Source organism: Variovorax sp. OK212 (assembly GCF_900112425.1).
Classification (GTDB): Bacteria; Pseudomonadota; Gammaproteobacteria; order Burkholderiales; family Burkholderiaceae_C; genus Variovorax.
On sequence record NZ_FOLP01000001.1, the window covers coordinates 877,031 to 896,731 of the forward strand.

General features: G+C 70.5%; 20 protein-coding genes. 4 read left to right on the forward strand and 16 right to left on the reverse strand.

Annotated elements, in window-relative coordinates:
• The first annotated feature begins 30 nt into the window (after positions 1 to 30).
• Together BM004_RS03925 and BM004_RS03930 are read left to right on the forward strand one after the other, a co-directional pair.
• Complete coding sequence (locus tag BM004_RS03925; protein WP_093211398.1) at positions 31 to 1,533, forward strand: M81 family metallopeptidase; 1,503 nt, start codon at positions 31 to 33, stop codon at positions 1,531 to 1,533.
• A gap of 38 nt (positions 1,534 to 1,571) precedes the next feature.
• Complete coding sequence (locus BM004_RS03930) at positions 1,572 to 2,756, forward strand: M20 aminoacylase family protein (protein ID WP_093125158.1); 1,185 nt, start codon at positions 1,572 to 1,574, stop codon at positions 2,754 to 2,756.
• Between the two features lie 24 nt (positions 2,757 to 2,780).
• Here the strand turns inward: BM004_RS03930 and BM004_RS03935 are convergent, their stop codons facing one another.
• Together BM004_RS03935 and BM004_RS03940 are read right to left on the reverse strand one after the other, a co-directional pair.
• Positions 2,781 to 4,022 (reverse strand): CynX/NimT family MFS transporter, encoded by a 1,242-nt coding sequence (locus BM004_RS03935; RefSeq protein WP_093211400.1) that lies wholly within the window; start codon positions 4,020 to 4,022, stop codon positions 2,781 to 2,783.
• A 41-nt stretch (positions 4,023 to 4,063) separates the two neighbouring features.
• Entirely contained in the window at positions 4,064 to 4,753 is a 690-nt protein-coding gene (locus BM004_RS03940) for a FadR/GntR family transcriptional regulator (RefSeq protein ID WP_093211402.1), read from the reverse strand.
• A gap of 355 nt (positions 4,754 to 5,108) precedes the next feature.
• Between BM004_RS03940 and BM004_RS03945 the strand changes: the two genes are divergently transcribed.
• Complete coding sequence (locus tag BM004_RS03945) at positions 5,109 to 6,002, forward strand: LysR family transcriptional regulator (RefSeq protein ID WP_093123888.1); 894 nt, start codon at positions 5,109 to 5,111, stop codon at positions 6,000 to 6,002.
• A gap of 22 nt (positions 6,003 to 6,024) precedes the next feature.
• Here BM004_RS03945 and BM004_RS41765 read toward each other — a convergent pair whose 3' ends face one another.
• Both BM004_RS41765 and pbpC read right to left on the reverse strand, forming a co-directional pair.
• A complete protein-coding gene (locus tag BM004_RS41765) occupies positions 6,025 to 7,485 on the reverse strand; it encodes a TPM domain-containing protein (protein WP_093212011.1) in 1,461 nt (486 codons plus the stop codon).
• A gap of 29 nt (positions 7,486 to 7,514) precedes the next feature.
• Positions 7,515 to 9,818, reverse strand: a complete 2,304-nt coding sequence (pbpC, locus tag BM004_RS03955) for a penicillin-binding protein 1C (RefSeq protein WP_093211404.1) — start codon at positions 9,816 to 9,818, stop codon at positions 7,515 to 7,517.
• A 268-nt stretch (positions 9,819 to 10,086) separates the two neighbouring features.
• Between pbpC and BM004_RS03960 the strand changes: the two genes are divergently transcribed.
• Positions 10,087 to 10,293 (forward strand): thrombospondin type 3 repeat-containing protein, encoded by a 207-nt coding sequence (locus BM004_RS03960; RefSeq protein WP_093123893.1) that lies wholly within the window; start codon positions 10,087 to 10,089, stop codon positions 10,291 to 10,293.
• A gap of 68 nt (positions 10,294 to 10,361) precedes the next feature.
• Here the strand turns inward: BM004_RS03960 and BM004_RS03965 are convergent, their stop codons facing one another.
• The 12 genes from BM004_RS03965 to blaOXA form a co-directional block, all read right to left on the reverse strand.
• Entirely contained in the window at positions 10,362 to 10,988 is a 627-nt protein-coding gene (locus BM004_RS03965) for a LysE family translocator (protein ID WP_093123895.1), read from the reverse strand.
• A 36-nt stretch (positions 10,989 to 11,024) separates the two neighbouring features.
• Complete coding sequence (locus BM004_RS03970) at positions 11,025 to 11,429, reverse strand: GFA family protein (protein ID WP_093123898.1); 405 nt, start codon at positions 11,427 to 11,429, stop codon at positions 11,025 to 11,027.
• A 124-nt stretch (positions 11,430 to 11,553) separates the two neighbouring features.
• A complete protein-coding gene (locus BM004_RS03975; RefSeq protein ID WP_218152670.1) occupies positions 11,554 to 11,931 on the reverse strand; it encodes a hypothetical protein in 378 nt (125 codons plus the stop codon).
• A gap of 19 nt (positions 11,932 to 11,950) precedes the next feature.
• On the reverse strand, positions 11,951 to 12,226 hold the full coding sequence (locus BM004_RS03980) for a DUF2277 domain-containing protein (protein ID WP_093123901.1): 276 nt from the start codon (positions 12,224 to 12,226) through the stop codon (positions 11,951 to 11,953).
• Positions 12,227 to 12,261: 35 nt separating this feature from the next.
• Positions 12,262 to 12,753 (reverse strand): GNAT family N-acetyltransferase, encoded by a 492-nt coding sequence (locus BM004_RS03985; protein ID WP_093123903.1) that lies wholly within the window; start codon positions 12,751 to 12,753, stop codon positions 12,262 to 12,264.
• Positions 12,750 to 13,367 (reverse strand): GNAT family N-acetyltransferase, encoded by a 618-nt coding sequence (locus BM004_RS03990; protein WP_093211406.1) that lies wholly within the window; start codon positions 13,365 to 13,367, stop codon positions 12,750 to 12,752. Before BM004_RS03990 ends, BM004_RS03985 begins: the two co-directional genes overlap by 4 nt.
• 53 nt (positions 13,368 to 13,420) lie before the next feature.
• On the reverse strand, positions 13,421 to 14,764 hold the full coding sequence (locus tag BM004_RS03995) for an amidase (RefSeq protein WP_093211408.1): 1,344 nt from the start codon (positions 14,762 to 14,764) through the stop codon (positions 13,421 to 13,423).
• A complete protein-coding gene (locus tag BM004_RS04000; RefSeq protein WP_256219774.1) occupies positions 14,764 to 15,498 on the reverse strand; it encodes a DUF2848 domain-containing protein in 735 nt (244 codons plus the stop codon). The genes BM004_RS03995 and BM004_RS04000 overlap by 1 nt, the downstream gene beginning before the upstream one ends.
• 1 nt (position 15,499) lies before the next feature.
• Positions 15,500 to 16,828, reverse strand: coding sequence for an MFS transporter (locus BM004_RS04005; RefSeq protein WP_093211410.1), 1,329 nt, complete (start codon positions 16,826 to 16,828; stop codon positions 15,500 to 15,502).
• Between the two features lie 37 nt (positions 16,829 to 16,865).
• A complete protein-coding gene (locus BM004_RS04010; protein ID WP_256219775.1) occupies positions 16,866 to 17,564 on the reverse strand; it encodes a DUF4286 family protein in 699 nt (232 codons plus the stop codon).
• Positions 17,565 to 17,708: 144 nt separating this feature from the next.
• Complete coding sequence (locus tag BM004_RS04015; RefSeq protein WP_093123914.1) at positions 17,709 to 18,626, reverse strand: LysR family transcriptional regulator; 918 nt, start codon at positions 18,624 to 18,626, stop codon at positions 17,709 to 17,711.
• 86 nt (positions 18,627 to 18,712) lie between these two features.
• Positions 18,713 to 19,564: a class D beta-lactamase gene (gene blaOXA, locus BM004_RS04020; RefSeq protein ID WP_093211412.1), complete on the reverse strand. Its 852-nt coding sequence runs from the start codon at positions 19,562 to 19,564 to the stop codon at positions 18,713 to 18,715.
• Between the last annotated feature and the right edge of the window lie 137 nt (positions 19,565 to 19,701).

Below are 19,701 nucleotides of genomic sequence, written 5' to 3' on the forward strand. Positions count from 1 at the left end.
TTCATTGCTTCACCCCACGACAAGGAATCCATGAAAGTCTTCATCGCCGGTTTCCAGCACGAGACCAACACCTTCGCGCCCAGCAAGGCCGACTGGGCCGCGTTCAACGCGGGCTCGAGCTTTCCGCCGTACCGGCGCGGCGCAGCGATCGTCGAGGCCTACGCGGGCCGCAACATCCCGGTCGGCGGCTTCATCGACGCGGCGAAGGAAAAGGGCTGGTCGCTGGTGCCCTCGGCCTGGGCCGGCGCCACGCCGTCCGCGCACGTGACCGAGGACGCCTTCGAGCGCATCTCTGGCGCCATCACCGAGGACCTGGCCGCGGCGCTGGCCAATGGCGGCATCGACGCGGTGTACCTCGACCTGCACGGCGCGGCCGTGACCGAGCACCTCGAAGACCCCGAGGGCGAGCTGATCGCGCGCATCCGCACGCTGGTGGGCCCCGGCGTGCCCATCGTCGCGAGCCTGGACCTGCACGGCAACATCACCGCGCAGATGCTGGCCGAGGCCGACGCGCTGGCCACCTACCGCACCTACCCGCACATCGACATGGCCGACACCGGCCGGCTCGCGGCCACGCTGCTGGAGCGCCGCATGGCGCGCGGCGCGCGCGAGCCGCTGCACGCGCGGCGCTTCACCTTCCTGCTGCCGCTGAACGTGCAGTCGACCATGATCGAGCCGGCCGCGTCGGTGTACGGGCTGCTGAAGGAGCTCGACGCGAAGCACGACGCGGTGCTGAGCTTTGCCACCGGCTTTCCGGCCGCCGACATTGCCGAGTGCGGCCCGGTGGTGTGGGGCTACGGCGACGACGCCGGCGCGGCCGTGGCCGCGCTGTACGAGCGCATCGACCAGCCGCGCTCGCAGTGGCGGCTCGAGGTGCTGGAGCCGCGTGCGGCCGTGGCGCGCGCGCTCGAACTGGCCGAAGGCGCGAGCCAGCCGGTCGTGATCGCCGACACGCAGGACAACCCCGGCGCGGGCGCCGACAGCAACACCACCGGCATGCTGCACGCGCTGCTGGCCGAGGGCGCGGGCCAGCGCTACCCGGGCCAGGTGGCGCTGGGGCTGATGTTCGACCCGGCGGCCGCGGCCGCCGCGCAAAAGGCCGGCGTGGGCGCGCAGATCCGCATCGCGCTCGGCACCTCGGTGCCCACGTGGGGTGGCCAGTTCAGCGACGCGCCGGTCGAAGGCGTGTTCACCGTGACCGCGCTCAGCGACGGGCAGGTGCAGGGCAAGGGGCCGATGTCGCGCGGCGGCACGGTGTCGCTGGGCCCGAGCGCCTGCCTGGAGATCGACGGCGTGCGCATTGCCGTGGCCAGCGGCAAGAGCCAGATGCTCGACCGCGAGTTCTTCCGCTACCTGGGCATCGAGCCCGAGGCGATGAAGGTGCTGGTGAACAAGAGCTCGGTGCATTTCCGCGCCGACTTCGCGCCCATTGCCAGCACCATCCTCGTGGCCAAGGCCCCGGGCCCGATGGCCGCCGACCCGGCCGACCTGCCATGGACCCGGCTGCCCGCCACCATGGCGCTGCGGCCCTGACCCGTCCGTTTTTTCCTTCCACCGAACCAGAGCACACGATGCCCCAGAACGCACAGCACTACCTCGAGTACATGAGAAAGCACGCCGCCGAATTCGTGACGGTGCGCCAGCAGATCCACCAGAACCCCGAGCTCGGCTTCGAGGAGTTCGGCACCAGCGACCTGGTGGCCGAGCGCCTCACGGCGTGGGGCTATGAAGTTGAACGCGGGTTGGGCGTGACTGGCCTCGTGGGCCGCCTGAAGCGTGGCGGCGGCACGCGTGCCATCGGCATCCGCGCCGACATGGACGCGCTGCCCATCGAGGAGAAGACGGGCCTGGCCTACCGCAGCGGGCGGCCGGGCATCATGCACGCCTGCGGCCACGACGGCCACACGGCGATGCTGCTCGGCGCGGCCAAGTACCTGGCGCAGCACGGCGAGTTCTCGGGCACGCTGAACCTGATCTTCCAGCCGGCCGAAGAGGGCATGGGCGGCGCCGTGAAGATGATGGAGGACGGCCTGTTCGACAAGTACCCGTGCGACGCGGTGTACGCCATGCACAACTCGCCGGGCCGCAAGCAGGGCGACCTGGTGTTCCGCGAAGGCGCGGCCATGGCCTCGTCGGACTACGCCACCGTCACGCTCACCGGCGTGGGCGGCCACGGCGCCATGCCGCACCGCACGGCCGACCCGATCGTGGCGGCCTCCAGCATCGTGATGGCGCTGCAGACCATCGTCTCGCGCAACGCCGATCCGCAGGAGATGACCATCGTCACCGTGGGCGCCATCCACGCCGGCAAGGCCAACAACGTGATTCCCGAGACCTGCACGCTGGAGATCAGCGTGCGCTCGCTGAACCGCGAGATGCGCGTGCTGCTCGAGAAGCGGGTCAAGGCCATCGTCAACGCGCAGGCCGAGAGCTTCGGCGTGAAGGCGCACGTCGACTACCGCAAGGGCTATGCGGTGCTGGTGAACACGCCGGATGAAACCGAGTTCGCGCGCCGCATCGGCTACGAGCTGGTGGGCGAGGCGCATGTCGAGCCGCAGGGCCCGGCCGTCACGGGCAGCGAAGACTTCGCCTTCATGCTGGAGAAGAAGCCCGGCTGCTACCTGTTCATCGGCAACGGCGCGCCGGGTGAGCACGGCGGCTGCATGGTGCACAACCCCGGCTACGACTTCAACGACAGCAACCTGCCGATCGGCGCGGCCTACTGGGCGCTGCTGGCCGAGAGCTACCTGCAGTAGGGCTGCGGCGCTGATGCCCCGTGCCTAGTGACGGGGCACCGTCGTCGTGCCCACGTGCATCGTGCGGCCGGCGCCCAGGCCCGCGACCACCAGCGCGATGCCCAGCCCGATGAACAGCCACGACGAGGCGCCGAAGCTCCCGGTCCAGCCGTGCAGCAGCCCGGCCACCAGCGGGCCGAAGGCCGCCACCATGTAGCCCACGCCCTGCGCCATGCCCGAGAGGTGCGCGGCCACGTGCGAGTCGGGCGAGCGCAGCACGATCATGGTGAGCGCCAGCGCGAAGGTGCCGCCCTGCGCGATGCCCAGCAGCACGGCCCAGGCCCAGACCCCGGCCAGCGGCGCGAACAGCATCGCCAGCATGGCCGCCACCGTCATCGCGGCCAGCACCACCGCCAGCCCGCGCTGGTTGCGCAGCTTCACGGCCAGCGCCGGCACGACCAGGCAGGTGACCACCTGCGTCATGACCGACAGCGACACCACGTAGCCGGCCGTCTCGCTGCCCAGGCCGCGCTCGCGCAATATGGGCGCGAGCCAGCCCATCACGATGTAGGCCAGCGCGGACTGCAGGCCCATGAAGAAGGTGACCTGCCAGGCCAGCTTGTCGCGCCACAGGCCGCGCACCGTGAAGCCCGACTCGCTGGCCACCGGCTTGCGGGGCAGCGCCTGCGGCGCCCAGATCAGCGTGACCAGCGCGGCCGGCAGCGCCCACATGGCCAGCGCCATGGTCCAGCCGCCGCCCAGCGCGTGCTCCAGCGGCACCGTGAAGCCGGCCGCGCTCGCGGCGCCGCCGCACACGGCCATGGTGTACAGGCCCATCATCAGCGCCGCCTGGCTCGCGAAGTCGCGCTTCACCAGGCCCGACAGCAGCACGTTCGACACCGCGATGCCGCTGCCCGCGATGGCCGAGGCCAGGAACAGCAGCGGAATGTGGCCGGTGCCGCGCAGCACCGTGCCCACGCCGATCAGCACCATGCAGCCCAGCAGCGTGCGCTCGGTGCCGAAGCGGCGCCCGAGGCCGGGCGCCAGCGGCGCGAACACGCCCAGGCAGACGATCGGCAGCGTGGTCAGCAGGCTCGCGGCGGTGGCAGAGAGGCCGGTGGCCTTGATGATCTCGGGCAGCACGACCGACAGGCTGGAGAACACCGGGCGCAGGTTGAAGGCGATCAGCACCACGCTGGCGCCGAGCAGGATGCGGCGGGCGAGGCTGTTGGGGGCGCGCGCCGCTGCGGCGGTGGAAGGCGAAGAAGAAAGGGTGGCCGAATTCATGGGGTGTTCAAGAGGTGCTCAATGGGTGCATCAGCGGATGCTCAAGGCGTGGCCGGGGTGCCCAGTGCGAGCGCGTTGATCATCGGCGCCATGAAGGCGCGCACCGCCTCGGCCGCCACGTCGGGGTTGCGGCTGGCAATGCCTTCGACGATGGCGCGGTGCGCCGCCTCGTCGGGCTCGGGCAGCACCGTGCCCATGGTGCTGGCGATGGTTTCCTTGATGTAGCCCGTGACGAAGCGGCAGGTCTCGGCCAGCGCCAGGTTGCCCGACACGTCGACGATGGCCAGGTGGAAGGCCAGGTCGCGCTCGACGAACGAGGCGCCCGCGTCGTCGGCGTCGGGCACGCCGCGCTTGTCGAGCAGGGTGTGCAGGCGGCGCAGGTCGCGCGCGGTGTGGCGCACGGCGGCCAGGCGCGCGGCCTCGACCTCGAGCGCGCGGCGCACCTCGAACTGGTCGCGCAGGCTGGCCAGGCGCATCTTCTGCAGGCTGGCGGAGGGGTCGAAGCCCGAGCGCACGTAGGTGCCCGAACCCTGGCGCACCTCGAGCAGGCCGCGCGACACCAGCGTCTTGACCGCTTCGCGCACCGTGCCGCGGCTCACGCCGAGCAATTGGGCCAGCTGCGGCTCGATCGGGATGCGGGAGCCGACCGCCCAGCGGCCGGCGGAGATCTCGGCGCGGATGCTGTCGGCGGCGCTGTCTGCCAGGGAGGTGCGAGGGGCTTGGGCGAGCATCGAGAAGGCCTATTCATTCAATGATTAGACGAATTTTGCTGTCAATGCAAAACCCGGGCTAGGGGTGAGGTGGTTGAACGGCGCATTCGCGCCACAGTGCCCACCAAGCTCTATTCGCAGCCGGGCGCAAGCCGGTTTCGAAGATTTGTCCGAATAAAGTGAACTTTTTCCGGCATTGGGAAATGCTTTTCACCATTGTTAACCGAGCCCGATCCGCTGGCTGAAAATGAAACTAAAGGTCACTTATGAATCCAGAAGTTGCCTTGTTTCGCGGTCCGGTGCTCCCTTCCCGACCGTCTCTAACAGCGTCCAGGGAGCGCCAGAACCACAGGAAACGGATCTCGCCGAAGTTGAAATGAAGGACTTTTCTTTGTCGGACGTGCGGCTTTTCACCAAGGCCGCGCAGCTCGGGGGACTGACCCCGGCCGCCGATGTGCTGAACGTACCCAAGGCCTCCGCCTCGCGCCAGCTCCAGCGGCTGGAAGCCACGGTGGGCCACCAGCTGCTGCACCGCGGCTCCACGCGCTTCGCGCTCACCGACGAGGGCCGGGAGTTCCTGGTGGCTGCCCAGCATGTGCTGACGATCCTCGACGACGTCATGCTCAACCTCTCCTCCAGCGGCAGCACCGTCACCGGCCGGTTGCGCATCGCCGTGCCGCACTACTACGGCCGCGAGCTGCTCACCAGCCACCTGCCCGATTTCATGGGCGCCTACCCGCAGCTCGACGTGGTGGTCGAGACCGGCCGCGACCGTGTCGACCTGTTCCGCGACGAGACCGACGTGGCCATCCGACGCGGCCGCGAAGGCTGCGACGAGCTGGTGGCGCGCCACCTGAAGAACGAGCCGCTGATGCTGTGCGCCGCGCCCGCCTACCTGGCGCCGCACGCGCCGCTGGCCAGCCTGTCGGACCTGGCATCGCACGCCTTCCTGAGCGCCGACGCCGAGGGCCGCAAGCGCGAGATCCACCTGGCGACACCGGAGAAGACGCACCGCGTGCGCGTGGAAAGCGTGTGCCAGTCGGACGACCTCGAGCTGATCCTGCAGCTCGCGCTCTCGGGCCGGGGCATCGCGCTGCTGCCGGTGTCGCTGGCGCAGCCGCAGCTCGACGGCGGGCTGCTGGTGCCGGTGCTGCCGGCGCTCAAGCTCAAGCCGCAGGAGATCAACTTGGTCTACCTGCCGGCGCGCCGCAACTCGCCCAAGATCAAGACCTTCGTCGACTACATGCTGGGCGTGTTCAGGGCGTCCTGAGGCCGCCCTGCAGCCCCCCGAACTACCAGCTTCCCGAGGCGCCGCCGCCGCTGCTGGAGCCGCCGCCGCTGTCGGACGACGAGGAAGACGAAGAAGACGAAGAGGACGACGAGCTGCTCGAGGAGCTGCTGCTCCAGCCGCTGTCGTCGCTGTCGCCGCCACCTCCGCCGCCGCCGTACGGCAGGTACGCGAACAGCAGCGTGATGAAGGTCACCAGCCCGACCGGAATCCACGATTCGTCGGGCGTCAGCCCCGGCTGCGCCATCGCCGCCACCCAGCCGATGACGCCCAGCGCAGCGGCCGAGCGCAGCAGGAAACCCAGTTCACTCCTGCGCCAGCAAGCCCGCATGGCGAAGAAGATGCCCGTGACGAAGACGCCGACCCCGCCCACGCCCAAGGCCCACAGGAAGCCCCACCAGAAGTGTTCTTCCCCGACGATGAACGCCACGGCGACCAGCGCCGCGATGAACAGCGCGATGCCGCCCACCACGTAGCTCACCGCACGCGAGCGCCCGCTGGCGTAGCCGACGCCGTAGGCGAAGCCGGCCGGCATGGCCATGAAGCCCGCCATCAACGGGTTCAGCAGCGCCGCGGCCGCGGCCACCGGGCCCACGGCGAACAGGCCGAGCGCCACGCGCCAGTTGGGCTTGCGCCGCGGCGCGGGGGGCTCGATGGCGGCCACGGCGCCGGCCCAGGGCTCGGGGCGAGCGCTCCTGGCCTTGCCTTGCAGCTTCCCGTTGAGCTTGCCCTTGCGCTTGCGGCCCGACTGCTGCACGGCCGTGCGTTCGTGCGCGTTGCTGGCCATGCCGCGCCCGTGCCACGCGCCCACCGCGAGGCTCCACAGCGCCACGCCGAGCAGCGCCCAGCCTTCGGGCGTGACGTGCCCGTCGCGCGAGGCGATCGCCGGCGCGGTGTCCGACGGCAGTTCATGCACCTGCATGTCGGCGTCCGCAGCGGACGCTGACGGCCCCGCGATCAGCGCGGACAGCGAGTGCACGGCCGCCCGGATGCCGCCCGCGAAGTCGCCGCCGCGAAAGCGCGGCGTCATCTCGCGGTCGATGATGGCCGCCGCCTGGATGTCGGTGATCGTGCCCTCCAGCCCGGTGCCCACCTCGATGCGCATGCGCCGGTCCTTCAGCGCCACCAGCAGCAGCACGCCGTCGTCTTCTTCCTTGCGCCCGAGTTTCCATTGCGCGAAGACGCGCGTGGCGTACTGCTCGATGGAGTCCTCGCCCGTGGTCGGCACGATCAGCACCGCGAGCTGGGCCTGCGTCTCGGACTGGAGCGCGGCGATGTCGGCACGCAGCGCCTCCGCCTCGTCCGCCTTCAGGGTCCTGGTGAGGTCGACCACGCGCGACTGCATGGCGGGCACCGGCACCGGCTTGGCCTGCGCGGGCAGCGCCACCGCCAGCAGGCCCAGGCACAGATGCAGGCACAGGTACAACCACGCCAGCGCCGTTCCCGGCCAGCGGCGAGCATTCATTCAGCACTCCCTTCGTCTTCGTGTTTTTCTCAGCGGCGCGCGCTCTTCGTCACCACGCCTGCGCCGCGCACCTCGATGCGGCGCTGGTCCACCACCTTGCCGGCGCCGTCCACCAGCTCGATCACATGCCGGCCCGGCCACGGCAGCCATTGCGCGGTGTTGCCGCGCGCGAAGAACTTGCCGTCGATGCGCCACTGCACGCCGCGCCCTTCGGACTCGAAGCGCACGCGCTGGCGCAGCGGCGGAATGTCGGGGTCGACCGCGATGATGGTGCCGTCCGACGGCGAGGTGATGCGCGCGAAGCCGATGTCGTTCGCCATGCCGGTGTCCAGCGCGAACAGCGGCTGCTCGGTGCCTTGCAGGAACCACTCGCTGCGCGCCGCCTCCAGCGGGCTGCCGTCGGGGCCGGGGCCGAATTCGACGCGCGACTCGACCAGGCCCGCGGGCGGCGCGGGCGCGCGGCTCGGCTCGCGCGCGTGCAGGAAGCGCATCACCTCGGCCCACACCGGCGCGGCGCCGCTGGTGCCGCTCACGTCCCACATCGACTCGCCGCTGGCGTTGCCCACCCACACGCCCACCGTGTAGCGCTGCGACCAGCCCACGGCCCAGTTGTCGCGCATGTCTTTGCTGGTGCCGGTCTTCACGGCCGTCCAGAAGCGGGTGGACAGAATGCTGTCGAGGCCGAAGGTGCGCGTGCGCGCGTTGGGGTCGGAGAGGATGTCGCCGACGATGAAGGCGGCGCGCGGGTCGAGCAGCGGCGGCGATGGGGGTGGCGTGGCGGCCTTCGACTTGCCCCCCGGCGCTGCACCCGTCGCTGTACCCGTCGCCGTGGGCTGCACTGTCAGCGTCGTCGTGCCGTAGCGCCCGCCGTTGGCCAGCATGCGGTAGGCGTTGGTGAGCGACAGCAGCGACACCTCGGCGCTGCCCAGCGCGAGGCTGTAGCCGTAGTAGTCGCCGCTCTCGCGCAGCGGCAGGCCGGCCGCGCGCAGCTCGCGCGCGAAGGACTCGGGCGACACCATCACCAGCGTGCGCACGGCGGGCACGTTGAGCGAGGCGGCCAGCGCGGTGCGCGCCGACACCGGGCCCTTGAAGCGGCGGTCGTAGTTCTGCGGAATGTAGAGGCCGCTGGCTGTGCTGATCTGCGCCGACGAGTCCTCGATCAGCGAAGCCGCCGTGAGGCGCCGCTCGGCAATGGCCTGCCCGTAGAGCAGCGGCTTGAGCGTGGAGCCCGGCTGGCGCAGCGCGGTCACGCCGTCGACCTCGGCCGCCTGGCTCAGCGGGCCCGACGAGCCGACCCATGCGAGCACTTCGCCGGTCGCGTTGTCGAGCACCACCAGCGCGCCGTCTTCCACATGCCGCTCGCGCAGCTCGCGCAGGTGGCGCTGCAGCGTGTCGAGCGCGAAGCGTTGCAGCGGCGCGCGCAGCGTGGTGCGCACGGCGGCGTCCTTGTCTTTCTTGGGGCTGGGGGCTGTGCCCGCATCCGCCGCCTTCGGGTCGCGTAACTCGCGCAAGTCGCGCAATTCACGCAGCACGCGCCGCGACGCATGCGGCGCAATGCCCTCGTTCGCGTCGAAGGCACGCCGCTGCACCGCCGCGCTGGTGAACATGTCGAGCGCTTCGCAGTCGACCTTCTGCTGCGGCTCCATCGCGCGCAGCACTTCGCAGGCGCGCTGCGCCACCACGTTGGGCCTGGCGTTCGGCGCGCGCACCAGCGCCGAGGCCACGGCCGCCTCGCGCGCGTCGAGCCCGCTCGGTGCCTTGCCGAACAGCGTGCGCGAGAGCGCATCGATGCCCACGATCTCGCCGCGAAACGGCACGGTGTTGAGGTAGGCCTCCAGGATCTGGTCCTTGCGCCAGCTGCGCTCCAGCTGCGCGGCGGCCACCGTCTGGCTGATCTTCTGCGTGAAGCTGCGCCCGCCTGAAGCGCGGCGCAGGTCGTCGTCGAGCAGGCCCGACAGCTGCATGGTGATGGTCGATGCGCCGCGCGTGCGCGTGTTCCACAGGTTGCCCCAGGCGGCGGCCGACACGGCGCGCCAGTCGATGCCGCTGTGTTCGAAGAAGCGCTTGTCTTCGCTCAGCACCATGGCCGTGCGCAGCGCGGGCGACACGTCGGCCAGCCCGGTCCACTGGCCGCGCCGCACGGTGGGGTCGGTGCGCACGCGCTGCAGCAGTTCGCCGTTGCGGTCGAGCACGGCAGTGTCGGAGGAGCGGAACTCGCGCTTCACTTCGTCGAAGCTGACCACGGCCCAGGCCGGGTGCGCGCTGGCCGCGGCCAGCACGGCGGCGGCCAGGGCGAGGGCCTTGCGGGTGGGGATGAAAGGCGCGAACTGCATCGAGAGAAAAGCTTCGTATCCGGAAGTGTGGGCCGGTGACATTCTCCGCGATGCACCACGGGAACCGCGCCTACTCGCACACGCGCCGCCGACCGCCCCGGCGAGCGAAAACTACACGCCAAAGTTCTCAGCACGTTCCACATCCGGTAACGAACTTCACGCAAGGGCCTTCATCGCGAAACCCGACGCGTACCGGCGTGGCCTTCAATGCAGTACCGGCTCGCAGGAGGCGACCCCCGGTTCGACAAACACTCCAAGGAGAACTCACATGACGAAGACTTTGGCGATCCTGATGGCCGCATCGGCCCTGCTGGCTGGCTGCGTGGTGGCCCCTTACGACCGTCCGCCGCCGCCGCGCGCGCACTACGGCGACCGCGACCGCGACGGTGTGCCGAACCGCTACGACCGTGACCGCGACAACGACGGCGTGCCCAACCGCTACGACCGCAGCCCGAACAATCCGTACCGCAACTGATTGCGCAAAGACAGAGGCCGCGAAGCAACCTGCTTCGCGGCCTTTTTCATTTCAAGGGCGTGTGCGTCTCAGCCGGGCCGGCGCGCCATCAACGCCCAGATGCCCGCGGCGCTCAGCAGCGAACCGCCCGCCAGGTTGAACCGCTTCTGCGCGCGCGGCGACGAGAGCAGCTTGCGCGCCGAGCCCGCGAACACCGCGTACAGCGTGGCGTTGGTCGCGGCCAGCACCACGAAGGTCACGGCCAGCACCCACAGCTGGCGCGTCACGTCGGCCGCCGGGCTGATGAACTGCGGCAGGAAGGCCACGAAGAACACGATGCCCTTGGGGTTCAGCGCCGTCACCAGGTAGGTGTTGGCGAAGAGGCGCAGGCGCGAGACGGGCGCGGCGGGCTTGGCCAGCTCGGCGGGCGAGACGCCGGCGCGCAGCAGCTTGATGCCCAGGTACAGCAGGTACAGGCCGCCCACCCACTTCACCACCGTGAACCAGAAGGCCGAGGTGGCGAGCAGCGCGCCCAGGCCCAGCAGCGACACCACCAGCGCCGTCGAGTCGCCCAGCGCCACCGCGGCCACCAGCGGCACGTTGGCGCGGCGGCCGTGCGACATGGAATAGCTGATCACCGTGAGGATGGTCGGCCCCGGAATGATCAGCATCAGCGTGGACGCTGCGACGAAGGCGAGCCAGAGTTCGATGGGCATGTTGCGGTGTCTCCTGTGGATGGGTGGGTGGGTGGTTCAGAGGTGCCGGGTCTCGGCCGGCGGCAGGTGCCAGCTGTTGTTGCGGCCGTCGACGTAGGTGATGGGGGAGTTGATCAGCTCTTCGGGCTCGGCGTCGTCCAGGCAGGTCACGTTCACGCCGTAGATCGCGCCGCCGTCGTCCGGCCGGTTGCCCAGCCCGAACGAGCGCACGCCGCAGTGCTTGCAGAAGAAGTGCTTGTTCTGGCGCGTGTGGAAGAGGTATTCCGTCAGCTCTTCCTGGCCGGCCATCAGCCGGAATGCGTCGGGCTCGACCGCCGCGGGCCAGAAGCGGGTCTTGGTGCAGATGGAGCAGTTGCACCGCAGGGTGCCCTGGCTCAGGTCGATGTCGGCTTCGAATCGCACGGCGCCGCAGTGGCAGCCGCCGGTATAGGTCTTTTTCATACGCTGAAAATTCGCAAGGCCATGCGTGATGGGCGTGACGTGCGCGGCGTGCGCAATCTGGCGCCGGAAAGCACCATAGCAAAGGCGGTGCCGGGCTGCTGGCCGCGGGTTATCTGCAGGCGGCTCAGCTCTCGCGCCAGGCCACGCCGTCGAAGCGGCCGCCCGCGCTGGCGAAGAAGTGCACGACGGCGTCGTGGCAGCGCGGCAGCCCGATGCACCACGCGAGCGGGTATTCGTCGACCTGGCCGTTGGACAGCGTGTAGTGCGCAACGCCGTCGCGCGCGGTGTCGCCTTCGGAGGTGAAGCCGGGGTCGCCCGGGTGGCGCAGGTGCATGAGCCAGGCGTCGGGGCCGCTGCGCAGCATGCACAGCGAGGGGCCGTCGGGCACGCACAGCCAGAGTTCGTAGTGCGGCAGATCGGCGTCGAAGCGGGCGAGGGCGGTGCGCAGGGCCTGTGGCGAGGCGACGGCGCGGAGTTCGCCGTTGAGGGTGACGTCGATCACGTCCCAGTCACGCCTTGGGTCACGCGGTGCTGCCGAAGCGCACCGCATTGCGCGCCTTCGCCCGCTCGGCCTCTGCCTCGCGGTCGCGCGGCTCGGCGGTGGTCACCAGCGATTCGAGCAGCCGCGCGGCGGTGGCGGTCACTTCTTCGACCGCGCGCTCGAAGGCTTCCTCGTTGGCGCGCGACGGCACGCTGAAGCCGCTGAGCTTGCGCACGAACTGCAGCGCGGCGGCGCGGATCTCCTGCTCGGTGGCGGGCGGTTCGAAGTTGTAGAGGGTCTTGATGCTGCGGCACATGGGCGCTCTCCGTTCGGCGACGACGTGCGCCCAGTCTAGCGAAGCAGCGCCATCGCGTGGGCGTCGTGGTAGACGCCGTCGATCAGCGTGGCGCGGCGCTGCACGCCCTCGTGCGCGAAGCCGAAGCGCTCGTACAGCGCCTTGGCGTTCAGGTTGTCCGCGCGCACCGACAGCTCGATGCGCGTGAGCCCGCGCGCCCACGACCTGTCGATGGCGGCCTGCAGCAGCCGCGCGCCCAGTCCCTGGTGGCGCGCCTCGGGCAGCAGCGCGATGCCCAGCAGCCCGATGTGGGCACGCGACTGGCCGAACACCGGCGACACGTCGCACCAGCCGACCACTCGCGCGCCGTCGAGTGCCACCACATGCGGGAAGCCGGCTTCGATCAAGCCGCGGTAGAACGCGACCGACCGCTCCAGCGGCGGCGCCTGCATGAGCGCAAGGTACTTGTGCTCGCGCGCCACGATGTCGAGCGCGCGGTGCAGGCTCTCGAAGTGCGACTCGTGCGTCGGAACGATCTCGTGGCTCATGCCGTGCGCTTCTGCAAGACTGTGCCGCCCCCCGCAGCCAGCCGCTCTTCGAGCTGCGCCTTCACCTGCGGCCACTCGTCGTCGATGATGCTGAAGCGCACCGAGTTGCGCTTGCGCCCGTCCGGCATGATGCGCTCGTTGCGCACGACGCCTTCCTGCTTCGCGCCCAGCCGCAGGATGGCCGCGCGCGACTTCGCATTGATCTCGTCGGTGGTGAGCTGCACGCGCACGCACCGCAGTTCCTCGAACGCATGGCGCAGCATCAGGAACTTCGCCTCGGTGTTCACGAAGGTCTTCTGCCACGACGCCGCGATCCAGGTGCTGCCGATTTCCAGCTTGCGGTTGATGCGGTCGATCTTCCAGAAACGCGTGGAGCCGATGACCTGGCTCGTTTCGCGCAGCACGGTGGCGAAGGGCATCACGGTGCCGGCGGCCTGGCCGGCCAGCGCGTTGCCGACGTAGGCATCGACCGTGTCGGCGGATGGAACCACGGTGAACGGGAGGCTCCAGAGTTCGCCGTCGGCAGCGGCGGCAACCAGTGCCGCCGCGTCGGCGGCGAGCAGCGGGCGCAGGAGAAGGCGGGGGCCGGTGAGCGAGGGTGGCGCGAGGGACATGGGCGAAACGATAGCCGATGACGGAACGGGCCCGTCACCGGCCTTCGCTTCGTTCAGCCGAAACGCAGCACCGGCTCCACGGCCAGCGCCACCGCGGCCAGGCGCGCGTCGTCGCCGCGCACCGACGACAGCATGAGCCCCACCGGCAGTTCGCCCGGCGCGTGGCAGGGCAGGCTGAAGGCGCAGCCGTCGAGCAGGTTGATGGCGAAGGTGTTGCGCAGCAGCAGGCCGTTGGCCTTGAAGAAGGCCGCGTCTTCCGCCAGCGCCGCGATGGGCGGCGCGACGATCGGCACGGTCGGGCACACGAGCGCGTCGAAGCCCTCGATGGCGCGCTCCACGCGGCCGATCCAGTCGCGGCGGCGGTCCTGCATGGCGATGTAGTCGGCGGCGCGCACCTCGGTGCCCAGCGCGATGCGCGCGGCCACGCGGGCGTCGAAGCCCTCGCGTTTGGCCGCGAAGCGTTCGCGGTGCACGGCCGATGCTTCGACGGGCGAGAAGCCGCCGGGCGCGTTGACGGTGGCGATCTCCGCCAGCTCGGCCAGCGTGATGTCGACCACCTGCGCGCCCGCGGCCGACAGCGCCTTCAGCGCGCGGTCGAAGGCCAGCGCCACGGCCGGCTCGATGTCGTCGAACATCAGCGTGCGCGGCACGGCCAGCCGCATGCCCTGCAGGGGGCGGCGGCGCACGGCGAGCGGCGCATCGGCAATGGCCGCGTCGGCGACCAGGCAGTCTTCCACGCTGCGCGCCATGGCGCACACCGTGTCGAGCGAGCGCGCCAGCTCGAAAGCACCGGTGCGCGGCACGCGCGACTGCGTGCTCTTGAAGCCCACCAGCCCGCACAGCGCGGCCGGAATGCGGATGGAGCCGCCCGTGTCCGAGCCCAGCCCGGCCACGGCAAGGCCCAGCGCCACCGACACCGCCGCACCGGACGACGAACCGCCCGGAATGCGCGGCGTGGCCGCATCGGCCGGGTTGCGCGGCGTGCCGTGGTGCGGGTTGATGCCCACGCCGGAGAACGCGAACTCGGTCATGTTGGTCTTGCCCACGATGGCCGCGCCCTGCGTGCGAAGGCGCGCCACGGCCACGGCGTCGTGCGCGGCCGGCGGCTCGCCGGCGCACACGGCGGAGCCGGCCATGGTGGTTTCGCCGGCCACGTCGCAGAGGTCTTTCACCGACACGGGCAGGCCGGCGAGCGCGGGGAGCTCGACGCCGGCCTTGCGCGCTGCGTCGGCATGGCGCGCCGCGGCGCGCGCGGCATCGGCGTACACACGGGTGAACACGTGTGCCGCGGCGGGCTGCGAGGCCGCGTCGAGCACCTGGTCGATCAGCGCCTCGTGCGACAGCTCGCCCCTGGCGATGCGCGCGCGCAGTTCGGAAATGGTGAAGCCGCCGTTCATCACGCCACCACCGGCAGTGCCTGCACCGCATAGCGATGCACGATGCGGCGCTGCAGCTTCGGGTCGTGCAGCTCGATCTCCATCTGCGTGGCCGGGCGGATGCCTTCGCCCTTGGCGTTGGGCAGCGCGCCCAGCGTGCCGCAGGTCATGAAGAGGCCTTCGGGCGCGGCGCCGGCGCCGGGCATGCCGTCGCGCAGCGCGGCCAGCGGGTGGATCGAAGCGAGCGTGCCGCGCTGGTAGTCGACCCAGCGGCCGTCTTCCAGGATGCGCGAGCGCAGCTCCAGCGTGTCCTGGTGCGACTGCACGTCGCTCCAGCGCCAGGCCGTCTCGGCCACGGGCTTGGCGCACATCTGCTTGGACACGGCCACCGAGTAGCTCTCCACCTGGCGGTCGGTGTGGTCCGAGGCCACGCTCAGCCACCACTCGCCCTGCGAGAAGAAGAACACGGGCTCGGCTTCGCCGGAGCTCTGTTCGCCCAGGGCCTCGATGGCGGGCGATTGCGTCAGCAGCTGGGCCGCCACGCGGTAGTACAGCGGCACGCTCGACGGGCGCGGCACGCCGATGGCGGCCAGCTCCTCGATGTGGTGCTCGATGGCCGCGGTGTCGCGGCCGGTCCAGCCCGCCACCACCAGCGCGCGGGGCGCGACGGTGTGCAGGGCGGTGGAGCGCGTGCCGTCGGCGGCGACGCTCTCGCAGGCGAAGTTCAGGCGTTGCATGGTCGTTTCGATGTGCATCTCAGGTCTCCAGCGGGCGCTTGGCGGTTTCGCGGGCCACCACCAGGGCGACCAGCGTCAGGGCCAGTGCGGCCACCACGTAGAACGACACGGCCAGCGTGCTGCCCCACGACTTGAACAGGCTGGCGATGATCAGCGGCGCGAAGCCGCCGCCCAGGATGCCGGCCAGCGTGTAGGCCAGCGAGGCGCCCGCATAGCGCACGCGGCCGGGGAACTGCTCGGTCACGAAGGCGGCCTGCGGGCCGTACATCATGGCGTGGATCAGCAGGCCGACCACCACCGCCGCGCAGATGGCGACCGGGTGCGCGCTGTCCATCAGCACGAAGAACACGAAGGCCCACACCATGCCCAGCAGCGCGCCGGCAATGTAGACCGGCCGGCGGCCGATGCGGTCGGACAGCCCGCCGAACCACGGCACCGCAATGGCGTTGCAAGCCGCGCCGATCATCGTGGCGGTGAGCGCCAGCGGACGCGACAGGTGCAGCACCGTCGTCACGTAGGTCAGCGTGAACACCACCACCAGCGCGTACAGCACGTCGGAGCCGATGCGCGAGCCGCCGGCCACCAGCAGGCTGCGCCAGTGCTGCGTGAACACTTCCTTGATGGGGGTCTTGGCGGTGGCCTTCTTCTGTTCCATCTCGAGGAACACGGGCGTCTCGTCCACGCCGCGGCGCAGCCACAGGCCGAACAGCACCAGCGCCACGCTGGAGATCAGCGGCAGGCGCCAGCCCCAGGCCTGGAATTCTTCCGGGCTCAGCCAGGCCGACACGATGGCGATGAAGCCCGTGCCGATCAGCGTGCCGCACGACGGGCCGACCTGCGTGAACGAGGCGTTGCGCCCGCGCTCGTCGCTCTTGCCGTGTTCCATCGACAGCAGCACCGCGCCGGCCCATTCGCCGCCGAGCGCCACGCCCTGCACGAAGCGCAAGGCCACCAGCGCCACGGGCGCCCAGATGCCCCAGCTCGCGTAGGTGGGCAACAGGCCCATCAGGCCGGTGGAAATGCCCATGATGACCAGCGTGGCCACCAGCACGAAGCGCCGGCCGAGCCGGTCGCCGAGGTGGCCGAACACCACGCCGCCCAGCGGGCGCGAGATGTAGCCGACCGCGTAGGTCGAGAAGGCCAGGATGGTGCCGGTCAGCGGGTCGAACGAGGGGAAGAACACCGCGTTGAAGACCAGCGCGGCCATGATGTTGTAGACGGTGAAGTCGTACCACTCCAGCGTGGTGCCGATCGAGCTGGCCATGGCCAGGCGGCCCATTCTGGGCGCGGCATGCGAAGCGGGCGCTGTGCCCGGCGCGGCCTTGGTGGGAAGAACATGTTCGGTCATCGGAATACCTTGGTTCGGTGAAGACACGGGGGTCGGGTCAGGCCAGCTCGGCCGCGCCCAGCTTCCAGCCGAGTGCGAGCAGCCAGCCGGTGGCGGGGTCGGTGTCGAAGGCGGCGGCCGCCGTGGCACGGGCGGTGCGCGCGGCGTGGGCGTTGCTGGCTTCGATCACCAGCATCGGCTGCAGCACGCGGCCTTCGGTGGATTCGCGCGGCAGGGGCGTGCTCAGCGCGGTGTCGGGCACGAGCAGGTACGACTGCACGAAGCCTGCCTGCTCGGCGAGCGCCTGGCCGACGCGTGCGGCATGGGCCGCGAGCGCTTCGGCATCGGCCGCCGCGGCCAACGGCAGCACCACGGCATGGCTGCCGCTGCCGAAGCCGGTGACGGCGCGCACGGCGCACACGCGGCGCATCGGCTGGCGCATGCGGTCCAGGTTGGCGATGGACCAGGGCGTCTGCTTCTCGAACGCGGCGCGGTAGCCGGCGGAGCCGAACACGGCCAGCGATTCGGTGCGGTACAGGCCCAGGTATCGGCGCCCGCCCTCGAGCGAGGAATAGCGCGCGCCCGACAGGAAACCGGGAATGCGCACGCGCTCTTCCACGTGTTCGCGGTCGTACCAGCGGTTGTAGTCGGCGTCGTCGGCCGCGTCGACATCGGAGGCGACGAACAGCATGCCGTACACAGCCGGGGCCACGGCCGCGGCGTCGGTGTCAGGGGCGAAAGAGTCGGAAGTGGTCATGGCGGCGGAGGAGCGGGCGGGCCTTCGAAAAATGAAGGCGCGATCTTCCGTCGCAGGGTGCTGCTGTCACAAACGAGTTTTTCTGGGCGATAGCCACAAGAATTACTGGCCCCTTCCTGGGGCGGAAACGCCCCAATTCGAGGGTTAACCCTCTGAAGCCCCGCTCCAGGTTGGTGCGATTGCAGAGGTCGTGAACTGGTCGGAGGCCCGGCAGGCCAGTTCGGCCACGAGCCGGATGGCGTCGGAGTCGGCCGCTTCCAGATGGCTCACCACCAGCCGTTGCGGCGAGATGAGCGCGTCGCACGCGATGATGCGAACGTCGCCGCTGGCCACGTACTCGTACACCGGCGGCAGCGGCACCAGCGCGTTGCCGAAACCGGCCTTCACCAGCCGCGCCAGCGCGGAGATCGAACTCACGCAGTGCACCTTGCCCAGCGGAATGCCCACCGCGCGGTACAGGTTCTTCAGCGCCTCGTGCGGTTGCGAGCCCGGGCTCATGGTCAGCACGGGCTGGCGCAGCAGCTGGTCGACGGTCTGCGTGGCCTCGGCGCCTTGCGGGCCGACCCAGCCCATGGGCATGGGCAGGCAGGGCGTGCTCACGATGCCCGCGCCGGCGATGTGGTCGGTCTGCAGCGCGATGTCCAGCGCGCCTTCGCGCAGGCCGCGGTGCAGCGCCAGCGTGGTCTCGGAGGTCAGTTGCACCTCGATGCCCGGGTAGGTGGAGCGCAGGTTGGTGAGAAAGCCCAGCAGCCAGGTGTGCACCACGGTCTCGATGGCGCCGATGCGCACCAGCCCCAGCAGGTCTTCGCGCGGGCGCCCCAGCGAGACGATTTCGCGGCGCAGTTCGAGCAGCCGCTCGCCGTAGTCCATGAGCCGCACGCCCACCGGCGTGAGCCGCAGCTCGCGCGCATCGCGCTCGAACAGGCGCGCGCCGATGTCTTCTTCGAGCGAGGCGACGCGGTTGGACACCGCCGCCTGCGTGATGTGGAGCCGGTCGCTGGCCGCGCGGAAGCTGCCGAGGCGTGCGGCCCAGAGGAAGGCTTCGACAAATCTTGTATTCATGAGGGCACCTGCGGGGCATTTTGCCGGTATTCATGCCGGCACTGCATTGCCTTGCATTGCGTTGCGTGGCGCAGGGGCCCGCGGGGTTACAGCGCGCCCAGATCGGCCAGCAGCGCACGGCCGATGGTCAGGCGCTTGGGCGCGTCGTCGTCGCTGTGCATGTCGAGGTTGAGCGCGAAGCTCTTCACGCCCCCTTGCGCATCGGCGACCCAGCCCACCCACCAGCCCATCGACACCGGCGGCTTGTGGTACCAGCCGGTCTTGGCATGCAGCGCGTGCGTGGCGGTCTTCTCGACGAGGGTGATGTCGTGCACCATCTCCTGCGCGCGCGCCGACAGCGGCAGCTGCTTCAGGGCCAGCTGCGCCAGAAAGCGCGCCTGCTCGATGGCCGAGATCTTCAGCGGGCCGTCGAGCCAGAAGCGGTCGACCGCCGGGCCCAGCGCCTCGTTGCCGTAGTGCAGCCGTGCGATCCATTCGTTCATGCGCGCCATGCCGATGCGGCGCGCCACGCCCTGGTACACCGGCAGGTTCGACACGCGGATGGCGTCGCGCAGGTTCATGTCGCGTTCCCATTCCTTGCGGCGCTGGGGTTTGCCGCCGCAGGGCAGCACCTCGTCGATGTCCTTCACCGCGCCGGTCTCCAGTGCGATCAGGCTGTTGGGAATCTTGTAGGTCGAGGCGGGAACGAAGCGCTGGGCCGCGCGCTTGCCGTTGACCACCGTGAGCTTCGACGTGGCGGTGTCGAGCAGCGCGAAGGTGCCGGGCGTGCCCGCGGCGGTGAAGTGGCGGGCGAGGTCCGCGCGTTCTTCGATGGCGGCGTCGGGCGTGGCGCCCGCGTGGGCGAAGCCGGCGTGCCACGAGGCGGCGAATGCGGCGGCGGCGCTGCCGCCGCGCACCAGCAGGGCGCGGCGTTGCTGGTCGGGTCTGGAAGAAAGCATGGCGTGAAAAGCGGGTGCGCAAGTGATGACGCCGCGAATCATCCGGCGGGCCGCGCGCAAGGACAACGCGGGCGGCGGTGCGCATCGTCACCGCCGTAACCGGCGTAACCGCCGCGCTGGCCGTGGACGGGACGGCG